The sequence below is a fragment of the Nostoc sp. C057 genome (assembly GCF_013393925.1).
Lineage (GTDB): Bacteria > Cyanobacteriota > Cyanobacteriia > Cyanobacteriales > Nostocaceae > Nostoc > Nostoc muscorum_A.
Genome location: NZ_CP040289.1, coordinates 1 through 12,568 on the forward strand (window position 1 = coordinate 1; position 12,568 = coordinate 12,568).

The window sequence follows — 12,568 nt, forward strand, 5'->3', positions numbered from 1 at the left end:
TTGACAGTAGTACGGAAGTTAAGTGGAGTAGCAGAAGCGATCGCCCTTTCTTCTGATGGTCACACCTTAGTGGGTGGCGGTAGCAAAAGCTTTAGCGTCTGGCATCTGCCAAGTCAGCAGCCGCAATTAACCCTCAAAGGAGACGCGAATGATATTTATGACCTTGCGCTTTCTGCTGATGGTCAGACTTTGGTGAGCGGGAGTTTAGGCAAGACCATTAAGGTCTGGAATTTAGCGACGGGAAAACTCAAATTTACGCTCAAAGGGCATTCTGAAGTTGTAAATGCACTGGTGATCACACCCAATCAGCAAACAATTGTGAGTGCGAGTTCCGACAATACTATTAAGATATGGAATTTGGCGACTGGACAATTAACAAGCACATTGGCACAAACACCGGATGCTGTAATAACTTTGGCGCTGACTCCAGATGGCAAGACTTTGGTTAGTGGCGATTCGAGCAATCACATCACTGTATGGGATCTGGGAACTGGACGAAAGCGCACCACTTTGACTGGACATTATGGTGCAGTATCTGCTTTAGCCATTAGTCGTGACGGTCAGTTGCTCGCTAGTGGTAGTGCCAAGCAGGTAAAAGTGTGGAACCTGACAACAGAAAAATTGTTGCAGGATTTTGGGGGCTTCTATTTTCCGCAGATCACCATCGCCTTTAGTCCTGATGGGCAATCTTTAATTACTGGTGGAGGATATAAACCATATCGGGTTTGGAATCTGGTAACAGGAAATATAGAAGCAACTCTGCCCGATGTAAGCAACTGGTCGGGAGCAATGGTATTTAGTAGGGATGGCAAGACTTTGTTTAGTGCAACAGAGGACGGAATTACAGAGTGGAAAATTCCTGCACCAAACCACCCGTAAAAGAATGTTTGGAAAGTTATGAGAGTCTTGCGCTTGAGCTATTCGTCTGGTTTTAAAACTTCCAACTTTGGGCAAGTGAGAGTACTGTATCTGCCAAACTAAAATCTCGTTTGTGTTCGCATACGAATTGATATAATCGTGGATTTTTTCCTTGAAAATCCATCAGTGAATTGGAGATTTTATCTACTTCAATCCTCCGATTATCATTATTAAATGCTAGCCCAATTCTGCTGATATTTTTGAGGAATTCTAGTGGCAAGTTATTTGGGTTTCTGCAATTTTATAGTTCCCGAACCACAAGTAAGAATACCATTTTGATAAATCGGATCGCTTAAGTGGATAGTGCCTGGTAATTTGTTTTGACATATAATTGCGAAAGTTGTTAGTTCATTTTTAGAATTTTTAGTACTAGGTACAATAAAAACACCACTAACATAACCTATTACTGGTATTTTTACGAACCATCCCTTTTTTACATACTCTCGTCGGGGATTTGCATAATTGAATGCAGAGATTGGGGTTATTTTTATAGAATAGTTATAATTTTTTGACGAGTTTGACATTTGTTCTCTAAGAGCAATGTCTATTTCAGGAATCGACTTACTAAAAATGCCATTATGCTCTAAAAAGTATCTCTGCTGACCACGAGTCATCATGCCAATTGAAGCCAGTCCTACTGATGATGTAGCCCAACTTTCATTACTAAAATTTAAAGGGAATAAATTATATAAAAATGGTGGCAATATAATCCAGACAAAAGGAATAAATAATAGCAAAAATAGAGCCTTGAATTGTGTATTTTTATCAAGTTTTAAGAAAAGATTCATGACTATTTTCTGTCTGAAATAATTTGTTTTGTTGACGAATACTCTGAAGTCTTTAACACAACTTCTTAGTTCAAGTTTTCCCATAGTACAGGCTTTTCTAACAACTTACTGACCGCAGAGAAGGTGGGGACTCCCGCAATATGTTGAAAAAATAAGCCACCCTCTAAGAGTGGCTCAAAGTTTTATCCAAGAATTTCAATCACCGCAGCCAGAATTTTCTTGTTGTGTCAACGCCGGAAAATACTTTTTAAGTAATAAGCTGTACCTGTTCCTTCCAGGTGTGTCGAAATCTTTTCTTGAATTGGCGCATGAACCCAGGTAATAACGAACGCTTCTACCGTGCAATATAAAACTGCCCTAGACGAAAGCTAGAGCAGTTTTTGATAGAAGCAAATTATATAGGAGACTTTTAGTGTTGTCCCCGGTTTATCCATAGTAAATACCGTTATATAATACTATTCACCTCAAATTCCATGTTTTACGCAAAAAACGAATCATCTTGAAGTTGGCATTACAAAGGTTAGAAATCAGCATGAGCCAACGTATTACAGACGACATACTCGGCTTTGAGTTTGATTTCTTGGGGAAAAAGACAAGTCTAGCGCATTACCTTTTATCAACTGACATTCAAACTAAAGCAACTAAGGAAGATTCGCTGTTAAAATACCACCAGTCGGCTAAATTAAACGAGACATACAGCTTATGATTACTCAAATGATGGTTCAACCCTCATTCTGGGTAGATTCTGGAATCAAACTCAGTAAAGTTAGGGACATACATTTGTTTAAATTTACTGAAGAATTGCAGTCTCGACTGGAAGAATTGTCTGAGAAAAAGAAAGCCGGATTGCTAACAAGAGAGGAAGATGCTGAATTGGCAGGCATATTGGAACTGGATAGAATTTTTACCTTGCTCAACGCCAAAATCATTTCTGAGTCATGACGGTCAATGATCCGACCAAAAAATTAGTCAGACAAAGAGCGAAATTTCTTTGTGAATACTGTCATTCTTCAGAAGAAGCAAGTGCTGCTCTATTTTCTATTGACCATATTATCCCACAGTCTCTTAAAGGTTCGGATGACCCTGATAACCTGGCGTTAGCTTGTCAGCGTTGTAACGGATATCGCTATAATTTCACCACTGGAATTGATCCAGATACAGGACAGATGCTACCTCTGTTTAATCCACGCCAGCAAAAGTGGTCTGACCACTTTATTTGGTCAGCAGATGGTCTAAAAATTATTGGCATTAGTTCTGTAGGAAGAGCTACAAGTAATCGTTTAGACCTCAATGATGAACGTCATAATGAAGGCTCTATTGTCAAAGCTCGTCGTCTTTGGATTAAAGGTGGTTGGCATCCACCGGATGAAGACCCACGACAAGTAAAAGAGTTTTGATTTGCAATTTCTTTAACTATAGAAGTGCATCGCTCAAGCAGGGCGTAGTCCATCACCTAAGAGCAATCGATTCTCATGAGTGATTGCCAAAAGCCCTGCTGTTGACAGTACAGGTAGTGGGCTTGAGTAATCTCCAAGTAAGAGATGGAGTTTTTCAAGTAAAAAATATATGAGTAATACTGAATTTCATCCTTGCCCAATCTGTTCGACCCCAACTCGATATTTTTCAAGATATCCACGTGCAGTTTGCAATGATTGCTATAGCAAACCAAGTGATGCTCAGGGACGAAAATTGAGTTTTTTTAATAGCTCAATGAGTGGAGGATTTGAGGGAATTATAACTGAAACTAAAGAGAAGTACGAAAGCCATATTTGCTATATTGATGGGGTAAAATGCTGCGCTGGTGAAGCTCGATTTGGCGGGATTGTGATTGAAACGATGATAAATGATAATTTTTCTAATCACTAGGAAACCATATTTAGATTATTAATTAATACCCAGTATTTGACTGTGGTCTATCAGATTAGGTGCGATTGCGCCCCATCAAATGGGAACCATGTTATGTAATTGCGTTCCTCGGCACCATGAAATTATTGCATTTTCTCAAATCCAGACCAGTCATTACAGCAGTTCCGGCTGTTATGAGGTACAGTAGCAGCAATTAGCAAACCAGTTTCTTAAATGTTGAGGATTTATTAAGTCGAGTGCAACTGATATTAGTTTATCAACCATTTCTGTTGTAGTTGGAGCAAAACTGCGTAAAAAAGATTTAAGTTGTGACCACCATAATTCAATTGGATTAAAATCGGGAGAATATGGGGATAAACAAATAACTGAAGCGCCGACAGCTTCAATCATTGGCACAATTGAATCGATTTTATGTGCGGATAAATTATCCATAACTACCACTGCTCCTGACCATAACTCTGGCACTAGAAACTTCTCAATAAATAATTCAAAAGCTTCGCCATCCATTGAATTATTCATTGTCATTAATGCAACTACTTTTTTAATACTAATTGCTCCAATTACTGTAACTTTTGATCCCCGATAGAAGGGGTTAAGAGAGTAAGCTCTTGTTCCCATTTGTGAACGGGCATGAGTCCTTGTTAAACCAAGTAAAACGCCAGTTTCGTCCAAAAATACTAAATTTTCTGGCTCTATATGTTTGACCTTTTCCCAAAAATCTAATCTTAAATTCAGGACTTTCTCCGTGCCTGCTTGGGTACTCCGCTTTGTTTTTTTTTCCGATTTAATCCTAATTTCTGTAACGCCCGACACATTGCACTACGACCTACCCAATTACCAGTCTTATCTGCGAATAATTCACACAACTCTATCAATGTTGCATCAGGATGTGATTCAACTAATTCTCTCAACTCTATGTCAGCATTTGTTAGATGACTAAATTGTGGCTTTCCTCGTGGCTTGCATTGTAAATTTCCTTCAACTTTTTGTTGTTTTACAAGCTTTTGGACTAAACTCTTTGAGACGGAAAATATATTAGCTACTTTTCTGATTGAGATGTTTTTCTGAAGATGTGCCGCAACTATTTTTTCTCGAAAATCGACAGAGTATGACTTCATTTAAAAATATTTATATTTTAATCTAGTGTACCTTATAACAGACGGAAGTGCTGTATAGTTTTAGCGATTGCAGTAAATATCACTGTCATTGATGTACATTCTTCTAGTTCAAATTTTCCCATAGACAAGAGTACAATTACTCAGTTACAACCACAGATTAAACTTGTTCACACACTGACTGGGCATAAAAAAGTGACTTTTGGTGTTCGAGCAGTTGCGATTAGCTCTTCGGGGCAAACCCTGATTAGTGCAGGTAGAGATGATACAATTAAATTCTGGAATTTACGTACTGGGAAATTACTGCATAGTTTAGACGCTCACTCAGATGGTATTACTTCAATAGCTATTAGTCCAGATGGCAAGCAGATTGTAACTGGTGGGATAACCACCCCAACAATGAAGGTTTGGGATTTACGCACTTTCCTTATGCTAAAGGGCGAAAGTGGGCATACCCAACCAGTAGAAACTGTTGCGATTAGTTCAGATGGTAGATTGATTGCTAGTGGCAGTGACGATGGCACAATCAAGCTTTGGGATTTACACACGCTTAAGTTGCTTGATACCATTACTGGACACTCAGGATTTGTGAGTAAAGTTGCATTTAGCCCTGATATGCAAACCCTTGTAAGTGCTGGAGGTGGCGATGATAATACAATTAGGCTGATTGATTTACAAACCAAAAAAACCCGCCATATTCTCAAAGGACACAAAACTGGAGTTGATGCTATTGCCATTACTCCAGATAGTAAAAAGCTTGTTAGTGGTAGTTTTGGTCAGCTAGTTTCTCGAAATCGTGCGATTAGTACCCTGAAGTTATGGAATCTTCAAACTGGAAAACTGCTGCATGAGTTTACTGATAATTTTAGTTCAGTTGAATCGCTTGCCATCAGTCCCGATGGAAAAATTCTCATCTGCGGCAATTATGATGGCAGTATTAAACTGTGGAGCTTAGAGACTTTAAAACTATTGCATACCTTTCAAGATGGTTCCAGTTCTGTTTTAGGGCTTGCTTTGAGTTTGGATGGTAAAACCCTCGTTAGTAGCAATGAGGATAGCATTATACATATTTGGCAAATTAAATAACTGCATTTGCGCTATTTTGGGTGAATGGGAACTCCTAAAAGGAGAAGCTGGTTAGGGATACAGAACTTAACTTTAACTATCGATATTCTCGTTTAAAAAGTAAGTACGACTAATTTCAAAGTAAAATTTTCACTAGTTTTTGGAGTTGCTAGGGAAGCCCAGAATAAAGGTAGTATCTGAAGATGATGGAATCCCCAAGAAGTTATTACGATGCTGAGTTTGGACAGATTATATTGGAAGATAACTATTGGACTTTAGCACAATGTGCTGTTTTGGGCGATCGCCGTGTACGGATTTGTGTGGATTTTGAACAGGGGCAGATTGGAGAACTTTCATCACTTCAGCGTGAAGCTATTCGGCAAGCCCTAGCCTTGCCACCCGATGTGTTACGCATTACTGCTCCTCTGGTGCTGCAAAATTATGATGTATATCGTGACATGATTGGAGATGAGTCAATGCCTGTGTTGGCTAATCCGATTCAGGTCTGGGAGCAGGTCACTTTCTCATATATCTATGTGGAGTATGACCTAGATATTGCTACTTTTAAGTTGATAGCTGAGTGTGACTGGGAGCCAGAACACGGCTTAGAAGTGCGCTTTCGCAATGGAGTAGCAGACGATGTAGATCAGATAGGTGAAACAGGACGGTAAAGACTATATAGCTTGGCAAAAAGCCGTGGTGAATTGAAGCATCGCGCTTATATACTGCGATCGCTGCCAGAGGAACAAAATATCGATTGCCTATTGAACGTTTCCTAGCTGTTTTGTAGTACCTATGGATAGATATCCTATCTCTTTTGACTGAATATGAAAGTGGATTTACCTAACCAAAAGTGCAACAGTTACAACAGTCAAACATTTAGGGAAACGAAATGGTAATTATCTAGTGTGCCAAATCGACACACTAGTAGTCGTGCATTGTTAATTTTCGTATGTTGCTAGAAATTATTCCTTTTCCTCTTTCCCAATCAGAGATAGTAATGCTAGATTTCCTTTATTTGCAAGGTGATTTATGAACAAAGGTGAATTAGTAGATACTGTAGCAGCAAAGACCAACATCACAAAAAAGCAAGCCGATGAAGTCATTAGTGCTTTTTTGTCAGTCGTTACTGAGGCTGTAGCCAATGGGGACAAGGTAACGCTCATAGGGTTTGGGTCATTCGAGAGACGCGATCGCTCAGAGCGCGAGGGGCGTAATCCTAAAACCAATGAGCCAATGACAATTCCAGCGACCAAAGTGCCTGCGTTTTCTGCTGGAAAACAGTTTAAAGAAAAAGTAGCGCCATAGATGATATTGCTTTACCACTAGCAATCCAATCGCTGCAAAACCGTAGCCTTCGCTGTTCTCAAGACAGCATAGGGCAACGAAAAGTTATTCAAGAGGTTAGTTATGACAAAAGAATACATGGAGTCTTTAGAGACAATTGTTGATCAATTAACATTAGCCGCAGTTCTAGAAATGTTAGAACGAATCAGTCATAAAAAAGCAGAAAATCTCAGAAATCATTGGAAAGATGAGGCTTCTGCAAAGCTTTGGGATAAAGCTGCCAGACAGATAGAACAGATGAATATTGATGTTTAATTAAAAATTTGGTTGTATTGCAAAGCTGTAACGTTGCCTTACAGCCTTTCTCAAGACGGCGCTGTTCGCATTAGGGTATCCTGCGGCAGACGGTGGCGCAGCTATCCCTGTATTAAATAGAAGTTTTCCTGCACTAATCTATACTTTGATTAACGTGTAATTCGAATCCTTATGAGCTGCTTTGACTTTTTGCCCAAAACCAGTATCATCTGAAATTTTATGCGAAGAATTATTATTGGAGTTATGGGGAGAGGAGAAAATGCGACAGCAAATGATTTACAAGATGCTTATATATTAGGTCAAGAAATTGCTAAACAAGGATGGGTTTTACTCACTGGTGGTAGAAATGTAGGGGTAATGGATACAGTAAATAAAGGTGCAAAATCTGCTGATGGTTTAACTATTGGTATTCTTCCAGGTGAAAATCAGGATGGTATGTCCTCTTGGGTGGATATTGCTATTTTCACAGACATGGGTAATTCTAGAAACAATATTAACGTTCTTACCAGTGATGTGGTAATTGCTTGCGGAATGGGTGCAGGAACCGCTTCAGAAATTGCTCTAGCTTTGAAGGCAAATAAGCAAGTAATTTTGTTGAATAATGATCAAGAAAGTAAACTTTTCTTTAAAAAACTGTCGCCAGAAAATGTTTATATTGTGGAGAGTGTGGAGCAGGCAATCGCTACTGCCAAAATAATTTTATCTTAGTTACGAATTAGTGAATCAGTAAAGTCTTCTCAAATTGGGAGGCTCTCGAATTGATTGGGTTTAAATCCCCATCTGTTGCGTTAGCTTCCCGATATTTAAATTATATTCCGGATCAGACTGCTCCAAGGGAGTGTATGTATAAAAAAGAAAACAACATTCCCAAATGATTAACCAAATTACCGCTTTAGAATCTTGTTGGCATATTTCTCCTGAGTGGGGTCAGACCATGCCTCCAGTAGCAGTAAGAATGTTAGAAAAAGTTTTGTTGCCAATCTCAGACTTGTCAGGCTACTGCTGTGGTGTTCAGTGGGAAAGAGAGCAATGGATTTATGCAATTGTTTGCCAGGGTGAAACTCTCTACTTAGCTGAACAAGAGTTTCATAGAACAAATTTACTAGAAAAGTCCACTGTTTCCACTCCAGCTTTTGAATTGGGGGACATAGTTGAGGTTGATTTCGGTGAACAGCCGACACGCCGTATTATTCAAGGAATTTTTAGCCTCAAAGATAATTGGCTTTATGGGGTAGAGTGGCGCTCTCCAATTTTAGAAGAAGTGTCTGCCCAAAGCAGAACAATATGGCTTGCTGATGTTGATTTAGTCAATGTTAGTGTATGACGATTATCAGTTGCGACAAAAGAGCAGTACCAAGTTAACTACCAATTTGGGTTATTAATTTAACGTTACTGATTTTATTAGCTACTTTTAATTAGTTCTCTGGGCATCATAAGTATTATATAGTGATTATTACTACAGATGTTCCAGAAAATTCCCTTTGTTGTAATTAGCATTCTATTTCTAGCTCAAACGGCGTTACCTGTTTTTGCCAACAATCTTACCGCTACAGTTGTAAGCGTCGGTGACGGTGACACCATACGGGTGAGAACGGGTAACAAAACTGTGACTGTTCGCCTCGCTTGCATTGATGCACCAGAGATGAAGCAAAATCCTTGGGGACAACAATCATCAGCAAGACTCAAACAATTGCTCCCAGTAGGACAAGCAATCACCATACGCGCTGTAGAAACTGACAAATACAAGCGCTTAGTTGCAGAGGTGTTTGTTGGTAATCGCAGTGTCAACGTGAGTATGGTGCAAGAAGGACAGGCTGTAGTGTATCGTCAGTATCTCAAAGGTTGTGCAGAGTCTAAAGATAGCTTGTTGCAAGGTGAAAACACCGCTAAACAACAGCGTTTAGCTTTTTGGAGTCAGGCTAATCCTATGATGCCTTGGGACTTCCGCCACAGAGCTACCCAAAAGACAACTTCACAACCCATCCAACCGCAGCAAAAGAATAACTGCGATCCCTCTTACCCAGATTTTTGCATTCCAAAGAATTCACCCGATTTGGATTGCCGAGATATCACGCAAAGAAGGTTTAGAGTCTTGTCGCCTGACCCTCATGGTTTTGACAGAGATGGAGATGGAATTGGGTGCGAAAAATAAAAAACTTTGAGTAGTGCAAGTCTAAAACTTGATAAAGAATTAGGGTTTTCTACAAATGTTCACTTTATCTCAAGTTAATTTCGGAGTTAGACCAACTGGATTGATTGAAATCAAATTAATTGGAACTCTTTATCTAGTTTTAGGAGTTATCTATGTAACTTTAATGCTCGGCTGGTTAAGTCAAAGGAAAAATACATTAACAATTCCTATTTTAACAATTTACATTATCCAAGGAGTATTAGCACCAATTTGTCTATTTTTGTGTGGAATCATATTAATTATGCAAGGTTGGCGATTAGATCCGCTTATTCAATTTGAACAGTTTCTTCTATTATTATTAATTATTTATTTGAGTTTTAAAGATATAATAATTAACTTTATTTCGAGAAATTGGTAAGGTAAGAGTCCAATTGCGCTTTTGTATAGTTACCTAGCAATTATACGCCTCTACTTTGTGCCCTCCTTCCCTGCTGGCTCGTGGAAAGCCGCTAGTTTTTACAGTAATGCTCCTGTTTACTGCCAACTCTAACAGTGCGTCTGTAAGGTTTAATCGCGGCAATAATTTCTATACTTTCCGTAAGAGCGATTATCTATTCTCTACTGCGGCGATCGTTTTTATCTTGGCGACCTCATAATCATCTTACAGCTACCGTCCTCATAACGATTCAAGTTAAATCGTAATAATTAACGCCGGGTATACCCCGGTTTTTTACTATTAACTTATCCGCGCATCTCCATCAAGTTACCTGAAGCATAACGCCGTAATCCGTAATAAAACACACCTGTACCTATTAATAATACTGGGATTCCACCAGCAATAGCTAGTAAAGTATGTATTAAAGATAACTGTCGTAACGCTTCGATAGGTAAATAAGTAACGAACCCAGCCGGAATTGCCATGTACAATAGCAACTTCACCCAACCCTCAAACAAAGTTGCTGGATAAGTACTGAAGGTAAGCAGAGCGTTGCGCCATTGCTGCGTTAGTCCTTCAGAATTACCAAGGTAAAATTAATCGTTCCAGAATCAAGACGCTCAAATAAAGGTATTGCCCCTCAAGCAATCGTGTACAAGCAAGCGTATGCGATTGCTCTGGCATTGCTCAAGAGTACTGAAGGCAAAGCTTGAGCTACCGGAGCAACTACGCAGAAAATAGATTACTGCTGGTGAGAGCCATTCTTAAACCTTACCCGGATTTTCAAAGCTAGTTAAGTAGTTTCAGATTTCGGTTTCTTATTTCTACGGCAATGAATTCTTTGTGAGTTTTACTTGGCCTTGAGAAACTTAACCGTAAGAGTCTTTGAACAGGTGTTGTGTTTCTTCAGTTGACGCAGGCTGAAAGCGATCGCTTTCACCTTTGCTTGGTGTAGCCTTATGGTTGACACCAGTATATTAGTAGTATTATCATGTCAACTGGCGAGCGCAGTGAAAATAAAATTAAAGTAAAAATGAATATCACAGTAGATGTAACACCCATCGCTGCGTTTAGGTGGAATGAAGAAAATGCCCAAAAACTTAGGGAGCTAAGAGACAAAGCTGGATATAGTAGACAAAAGCTATCTGATGCTGTGGGAGTTTCTGTGGCTTATATTCAGCAGCTAGAGACTCCTCATGTCTTTATTAACAAACCAAAAAAACCAACTCAGATGACTGTTAGTACAGAAATTCTAGAGAAACTTTGTGCTGCTTTAGATGGGGATATCACTTCACTTATTTGGAACATAGATTACAACGGTTAAGAGAATATCTACTACGCGTACCAGTAAAAGGTGATTGACAACCACTGGTGAGCGTAGTAATATAGTAATCATAAGAGAGGAGACGAGCGCGATGCCTCTTTTGAAAAACAAAGAAGCGCTCAACCCCAAACCCAGATTTGATCAACACAAAACATAGATTTGAGAAACAAGAACCTCCCGTCGTATAGCACAAGGTACGCCAGGTAAAGTCGGCTGGGGGAGATACTCAAGATCACTCAATAAATCCACTCATACTGCAATCAGGGCAGCCGCTCAATACCTTCTCTAGAGCCTTGTGCTGTGAATTCTTGCTAGAAAATAACTGAAATTCAGAAATATGAGGCTACGCCGAATCTTTTTGAGAGCGTTGCGGTAAACCACAACGTTGTTCACACAAAACAAAAGGCGATCGCTCACCGTGGAAAGTCTGCGATCGTCTTTTTACCCATTTAAGAGGTATTTCTAATGATGACACAAAGTTTAGCCCCTGCGCCAACAAAAGATCCACTAACCACACAGGATCGCCAAATCATTGCAACCATCATCAATCAGTCGGACTACTCAAAAGAGTGCAAGCCCGAAGATGTAGTGACTATCTGGATCAACAGTGATTATATCGTGTGGGTGAAAATGATCCACGGCTATGCTCGTTACCATAAAAAATCTTTCAAACGCGCTGTTGCAGAGGTAAAAGCGAGTCTTTCTGCTCCAGTAGAGCGCAATCATAAGGAAGATGAGGAATTGAAACAAGCTTCTGAGAAAATAGGCTTGTTAGGTGATTGTGATTGGCTATCGTTAAGCGTCCAGTACTATCCTGACAAGGTAATTGGTCACGCTGGTTGCTACACTTCGCAGAAGCCTCAACTATTAACCCCGCTTGCTGAATGGGATTTCACCCTGCCAAAGTGGAATATGCCTGCTGCTATCTGCCCAGACTGCGAAGGACATGGGTGCGGAAACTGCTCCTATCGCGGGACTCGTGCAGAAGACTTGTGCGAACCAGTGGACAACTATCGTTTGATGTATGTGGGTAAGACTAACATCGAGACTGCTCACAACGTATATCTAGATGGTGAATTCTTGGGAATTATCTTCAAGGTCAGAAATGCTGATGAGTTATGGGAAAACGACCCTAAAACTTATTATTGGCGGTGTGGCGATGGAGTGCAGCATTGGAGCGTCAAGGAGGCTGTTGAATCTTTTTCCATAGCTCCGGCGACTAATAAAGTACCACAGGTTAGCTTAGAGTTGGCGGTAGCGTAAAATTAAAGAAATCTGAATAGTGGACAGGACAAATTAGAAAAACTGTCCACTTACTGATTT

The 12,568-nt window shown here is 39.7% G+C and carries 19 protein-coding genes and 1 pseudogene; 15 read left to right on the forward strand and 5 right to left on the reverse strand.

Going from position 1 to position 12,568, the window contains the following annotated elements; genetic code table 11:
• Nucleotides 1-879 (forward strand): WD40 repeat domain-containing protein (locus FD724_RS36110; RefSeq protein ID WP_179076477.1); only part of this gene is annotated, 879 nt, incomplete at its 5' end.
• A gap of 260 nt (nucleotides 880-1,139) precedes the next feature.
• On the opposite strand, the gene FD724_RS36115 is transcribed toward FD724_RS36110, so the two are convergent.
• Complete coding sequence (locus FD724_RS36115; protein ID WP_179076478.1) at nucleotides 1,140-1,790, reverse strand: type IV pilin-like G/H family protein; 651 nt, start codon at nucleotides 1,788-1,790, stop codon at nucleotides 1,140-1,142.
• Nucleotides 1,791-2,238: 448 nt separating this feature from the next.
• Here FD724_RS36115 and FD724_RS36120 point away from each other — a divergent pair, with 448 nt between their 5' ends.
• The 4 genes from FD724_RS36120 to FD724_RS36135 all read left to right on the forward strand — a co-directional run bounded on the left by FD724_RS36120 (nucleotide 2,239) and on the right by FD724_RS36135 (nucleotide 3,572).
• On the forward strand, nucleotides 2,239-2,412 hold the full coding sequence (locus tag FD724_RS36120) for a hypothetical protein (protein WP_179076479.1): 174 nt from the start codon (nucleotides 2,239-2,241) through the stop codon (nucleotides 2,410-2,412).
• Nucleotides 2,409-2,648 carry a hypothetical protein gene (locus FD724_RS36125; RefSeq protein ID WP_179076480.1) on the forward strand — a complete coding sequence of 80 codons (240 nt, stop codon included), beginning with the start codon at nucleotides 2,409-2,411 and terminating at the stop codon, nucleotides 2,646-2,648. The genes FD724_RS36120 and FD724_RS36125 overlap by 4 nt, the downstream gene beginning before the upstream one ends.
• Nucleotides 2,645-3,103, forward strand: coding sequence for an HNH endonuclease (locus FD724_RS36130; RefSeq protein ID WP_179076481.1), 459 nt, complete (start codon nucleotides 2,645-2,647; stop codon nucleotides 3,101-3,103). The genes FD724_RS36125 and FD724_RS36130 overlap by 4 nt, the downstream gene beginning before the upstream one ends.
• A gap of 169 nt (nucleotides 3,104-3,272) precedes the next feature.
• Entirely contained in the window at nucleotides 3,273-3,572 is a 300-nt protein-coding gene (locus tag FD724_RS36135; RefSeq protein ID WP_179076482.1) for a hypothetical protein, read from the forward strand.
• 171 nt (nucleotides 3,573-3,743) lie between these two features.
• Here FD724_RS36135 and FD724_RS36140 read toward each other — a convergent pair whose 3' ends face one another.
• The gene (locus tag FD724_RS36140) at nucleotides 3,744-4,385 is read right to left on the reverse strand and encodes an IS630 family transposase (RefSeq protein WP_179072486.1); all 642 of its coding nucleotides are present in this window, start codon (nucleotides 4,383-4,385) and stop codon (nucleotides 3,744-3,746) included.
• The gene (locus FD724_RS36145; protein WP_179072485.1) at nucleotides 4,304-4,690 is read right to left on the reverse strand and encodes an IS630 transposase-related protein; all 387 of its coding nucleotides are present in this window, start codon (nucleotides 4,688-4,690) and stop codon (nucleotides 4,304-4,306) included. The genes FD724_RS36140 and FD724_RS36145 overlap by 82 nt, the downstream gene beginning before the upstream one ends.
• A 156-nt stretch (nucleotides 4,691-4,846) precedes the next feature.
• On the opposite strand from FD724_RS36145, the gene FD724_RS40465 reads away from it, so the two are divergent.
• The 8 genes from FD724_RS40465 to FD724_RS42235 all read left to right on the forward strand — a co-directional run bounded on the left by FD724_RS40465 (nucleotide 4,847) and on the right by FD724_RS42235 (nucleotide 9,903).
• Entirely contained in the window at nucleotides 4,847-5,773 is a 927-nt protein-coding gene (locus FD724_RS40465; protein ID WP_256874765.1) for a WD40 repeat domain-containing protein, read from the forward strand.
• Nucleotides 5,774-5,955: 182 nt separating this feature from the next.
• A complete protein-coding gene (locus FD724_RS36155) occupies nucleotides 5,956-6,423 on the forward strand; it encodes a hypothetical protein (RefSeq protein WP_179076483.1) in 468 nt (155 codons plus the stop codon).
• Nucleotides 6,424-6,784: 361 nt separating this feature from the next.
• Nucleotides 6,785-7,060, forward strand: coding sequence for an HU family DNA-binding protein (locus tag FD724_RS36160; RefSeq protein ID WP_179076484.1), 276 nt, complete (start codon nucleotides 6,785-6,787; stop codon nucleotides 7,058-7,060).
• 102 nt (nucleotides 7,061-7,162) lie between these two features.
• On the forward strand, nucleotides 7,163-7,354 hold the full coding sequence (locus FD724_RS36165; RefSeq protein WP_179075699.1) for a hypothetical protein: 192 nt from the start codon (nucleotides 7,163-7,165) through the stop codon (nucleotides 7,352-7,354).
• 219 nt (nucleotides 7,355-7,573) lie between these two features.
• The gene (locus FD724_RS36170; protein ID WP_179076485.1) at nucleotides 7,574-8,062 is read left to right on the forward strand and encodes a TIGR00725 family protein; all 489 of its coding nucleotides are present in this window, start codon (nucleotides 7,574-7,576) and stop codon (nucleotides 8,060-8,062) included.
• Nucleotides 8,063-8,225: 163 nt separating this feature from the next.
• A complete protein-coding gene (locus tag FD724_RS36175; RefSeq protein ID WP_179076486.1) occupies nucleotides 8,226-8,678 on the forward strand; it encodes a DUF1392 family protein in 453 nt (150 codons plus the stop codon).
• Nucleotides 8,679-8,816: 138 nt separating this feature from the next.
• Nucleotides 8,817-9,506 carry a thermonuclease family protein gene (locus tag FD724_RS36180; protein ID WP_179076487.1) on the forward strand — a complete coding sequence of 230 codons (690 nt, stop codon included), beginning with the start codon at nucleotides 8,817-8,819 and terminating at the stop codon, nucleotides 9,504-9,506.
• 163 nt (nucleotides 9,507-9,669) lie between these two features.
• On the forward strand, nucleotides 9,670-9,903 hold the full coding sequence (locus FD724_RS42235) for a Ycf66 family protein (protein WP_372726554.1): 234 nt from the start codon (nucleotides 9,670-9,672) through the stop codon (nucleotides 9,901-9,903).
• Nucleotides 9,904-10,226: 323 nt separating this feature from the next.
• On the opposite strand, the pseudogene FD724_RS36190 reads toward FD724_RS42235, so the two are convergent.
• Nucleotides 10,227-10,472 (reverse strand): annotated as a pseudogene (locus FD724_RS36190) (ABC-2 family transporter protein); the annotation flags it as partial.
• A gap of 440 nt (nucleotides 10,473-10,912) precedes the next feature.
• Between FD724_RS36190 and FD724_RS36195 the strand changes: the two are divergent.
• Complete coding sequence (locus FD724_RS36195; RefSeq protein WP_179076489.1) at nucleotides 10,913-11,245, forward strand: helix-turn-helix domain-containing protein; 333 nt, start codon at nucleotides 10,913-10,915, stop codon at nucleotides 11,243-11,245.
• Nucleotides 11,246-11,588: 343 nt separating this feature from the next.
• On the opposite strand, the gene FD724_RS41390 is transcribed toward FD724_RS36195, so the two are convergent.
• A complete protein-coding gene (locus tag FD724_RS41390) occupies nucleotides 11,589-11,720 on the reverse strand; it encodes a hypothetical protein (protein WP_256874720.1) in 132 nt (43 codons plus the stop codon).
• Here FD724_RS41390 and FD724_RS36200 point away from each other — a divergent pair.
• Nucleotides 11,711-12,508 carry a hypothetical protein gene (locus tag FD724_RS36200; protein WP_179076490.1) on the forward strand — a complete coding sequence of 266 codons (798 nt, stop codon included), beginning with the start codon at nucleotides 11,711-11,713 and terminating at the stop codon, nucleotides 12,506-12,508. The two genes, FD724_RS41390 and FD724_RS36200, sit on opposite strands and share 10 nt — an antisense overlap.
• Nucleotides 12,509-12,568: the final 60 nt, after the last annotated feature.